We start from the raw sequence: 3,441 nt of genomic DNA, 5'->3' as shown, positions 1-3,441 counted from the left end.
TGGTCGCACTCTGTATGGAGTGTGTGGATTGAAATAACTCATTTTCAAGTTCTTGATCATGCTCCGGCGCCGTCGCACTCTGTATGGAGTGCGTGGATTGAAATACATAACGCAGATGCCTTTTTGTCGGACCTTGAAGTCGCACTCTGTATGGAGTGCGTGGATTGAAATTACTTAATTTACTCACTGTGCCGATACCGTATCCGTCGCACTCTGTATGGAGTGCGTGGATTGAAATACCAGCAAGAGAACAGTTAATGACATAACGGGCGTCGCACTCTGTATGGAGTGCGTGGATTGAAATTATAGGTAGTTCGTCAAGCTCTTTCCCGGTTAGAGTCGCACTCTGATGGAGTGCGTGGATTGAAATTAGCGGTGTGATAGCCTGGTGGTGGCTTTGGTGGTGGCGTCGCACTCTGTATGGAGTGCGTGGATTGAAATCCTACATCTTTGAATGCTGAATTAAAGATTGCACCAAAGTCGCACTCTGTATGGAGTGCGACCTTTCCACCACACACTGCGTCCATTTTAAACAAACTAGAAAACAATGCAAATCCTCTTGTCTACTCAAAATATATTTTACAAATACCTTTATGATTCTTGAAAACATAAATGTATTCACTGATCAGTGTAGAATATATATCGCTGTACTCCAATTCCAGAGAGGGGCAGATGAGGATGATAAGGCGGGTTGAAGCAAATGGAATCAAAAGAGGTTTTTTAATAACGTTAGCATTATTGCTAATGATTGCAGGGTCTTCATTGGGAATGAGTAACGCTTCCGCTGCACCATATGAGCAAAAGAAAACGCAGGATGCGCCCGCTTTTTCCGAGGTATCCGTTCATGATCCCTCCATCGTCAAAGACGGCGATACTTACTATGTGTTTGGTTCACATATCTCAGCTGCGAAGAGCAAGGATCTTAAAAGCTGGACTTCTTTTGCAAACGGTTACACAACTCCAGGGAACACGCTTTTTGGGGACTTATCGAAGAATCTCGCAGGTTCCTTTACTTGGGCAGGGGAGAATGATTCGGACAGCAAGGGAGGATTCTCGGTCTGGGCACCTGATGTATTTTGGAATGAGCATTATGTCAATGACAATGGGACAAAAGGGGCCTATATGATTTATTATAGTGCGTCTTCTACCTACATTCGTTCCGCGATCGGTGTTGCTGTTGCACCCCAAATCGAAGGTCCTTATCAATATGTGGATACGATTATATATACTGGTTTTACGAAGGACAGTGCCTACGACAAGGACAGCAAAGTGGATAAGAAATGGACCAACACGCCGATCCAACAGTTGGTTGATCAAGGCAAGCTGCAAGGTCCAAGAGCGGGATGGTTCAACGCAGATGGTTCTTACGCAAATAAAATGTTTCCGAATGCGATTGATCCAGCTATCTTTTATGATACAGAAGGGCGTTTATGGATGACATATGGATCATGGTCTGGGGGGATTTTTTTACTTGAGCTGGATAAAGCAACAGGAAAACCTATCTATCCAGGTCGAGACGGAACGACGAAAGATGGTCGGCTGATTGATCGTTATTTTGGCACCAAAATTGCGGGCGGATATGGGGAATCAGGAGAGGGCCCTTACATTGAATACAACAAAGAGACGGGCTACTACTATTTATTTGTAACTTATGGCGGACTTGGCTCGGATGGTGGCTATAACATGAGGTTATTCCGGTCCCACAATCCGTCAGGACCTTATAAGGATGCCAAGGGGCAGAACGCCGTTTTACCTGCCAACACCAAGAATGCCGCTTTTGGCAACAAGCTGATAGGTAACTTTCTGTTCAACAGTAAAATGGGTGATCCAGGCGAAGGAATTGGCTATGGCTACGTATCGCCTGGTCACAACTCTGCTTATACCGATCCTGATAACGGGCAAATGTTTGTTGTCTTTCATACCCGCTTTCCTCAGCAGGGAGAGAAGCATGAATTGCGCATACACCAGATGTTCATGAACCAGGAAGGCTGGCCTGTAGTAGCTCCTTACCGTTATGGTGGTGAGACTCTTACAGAACTGGATGAGGGTCAAGTCGTTGGAGATTATCAATATATCAATCATGGCAGTGATACGTCGGCGGCGATCAAGCAAGCGCAGTTTATTCAGCTAAAAGCAGATCACACCGTCACAGGTGAGCTACAAGGAACGTGGCGCAAGGTAGGAGACGCGAGTGTTCAGCTGACGCTGGAAGGCACCGTATTTGACGGAGTTTTCATTAGACAATGGGATGACTATACCAAGCAATATGTAATGACATTTACGGTTGTTTCCAAAACAGGGGAAATGGCCTGGGGGAGTCAGTTCGCTCCTTCGACGGATGCAACAGTGATTGAAAGTGTATATGGCGATTTGGACCTTGGTGATACAAGTCGGGTAGTGGCCAATGTATCCCTTCCAAAGCAAGGAAGTCGGCAAACCTCTATTACTTGGAAAAGTTCAGACCCGAACGTCATTTCTGATACAGGCGAGGTTAAACGTCCTGAAATCGGAGAAAAGGCTGTATCAGCAACCCTGACCGCTACGATTAGCAAAGGGGAGAGCAGTAAGAGCAAAGCCTTTCACATCACAGTATCTCCTTACGAGATGGCAACGCTGACCGCACAATATAAATTTGAAAATAATCTTGAGGACAGTGAAGCTGCTTTTGCGAATGGTGAGGTCATCGGGGACCGGATTGATCGTGAAGGAGGAACTGTCACCTACACGGAGGGTACAAGTGGTCAAGCGGTCTTGCTGGATGGAAAATCTGGAATTAAGCTGCCCCAAGGGATTATATCCAGTTCTGCATATTCCGTGTCCCTGTGGGTTCATCCGAGTGAGCTGACGCTGTATACCCCCACTTTTTTCGGAGCTATGGATAGTAATCACTGGATTAGCTTGCTGCCCAAAGGTCCTGAGGGAGAGAACACGATGCTGTGGTCAGGTAGCTCGCCTTGGTATACCGGCAGCACCGGTATGAAAATCAAAACCAATGAGTGGACTCATCTCGCCTTCACTGTAGACAATGGAGTGTTATCCGTGTACGTGAACGGCAAACCTCAGTTTGCAGGAACAGGATTTCCAGATGTATTTACATCTAAAACAGGAACGTTCAGCTTGGGTGTTAACTGGTGGGACCCTGCCTTTAAAGGCGCTATTGATGAACTAAGTATATTCGCAGGGGCGCTTCCTCCATCTCAGGTGGCAGGGCTGGCCAAGGTGAAATGAGCCTAGGCTGATAGATATGAGAAGTTGAGAAGAAGCATCTCCAGTGAGAGATTATTGTGTATGCTTCTTCTTTTTGTGAAACATACTCAGTGCGAATGTGAAGCTCACATGAATTCCCCGGGTCCTTCGCACCTCAGATTTTGTCGAAATTGGATCGGCTACACTAAGTTGGACAGAAAAAATAAGGGCTTGTAGAATAAACCTATCATCCTA

1 protein-coding gene and 1 CRISPR repeat array are annotated in these 3,441 nt (G+C 46.0%); the gene reads left to right on the top strand.

Features of this window, described 5'->3' with window-relative positions; genetic code table 11:
- Positions 1-2: 2 nt before the first annotated feature.
- Positions 3-304: direct repeats of the CRISPR family, unit length 33 nt; unit sequence GTCGCACTCTGTATGGAGTGCGTGGATTGAAAT.
- A gap of 374 nt (positions 305-678) precedes the next feature.
- Positions 679-3,228, top strand: a complete 2,550-nt coding sequence (locus C1I60_RS11030) for a LamG-like jellyroll fold domain-containing protein (RefSeq protein ID WP_137061758.1) — start codon at positions 679-681, stop codon at positions 3,226-3,228.
- Positions 3,229-3,441: the final 213 nt, after the last annotated feature.

Origin of the sequence: Paenibacillus terrae, assembly GCF_005217525.1 — a bacterium.
GTDB lineage: Bacteria > Bacillota > Bacilli > Paenibacillales > Paenibacillaceae > Paenibacillus > Paenibacillus terrae_C.
The sequence above is the reverse complement of the archived record's forward strand: the minus strand, read 5'-3'. Positions and strand labels throughout refer to the sequence as shown.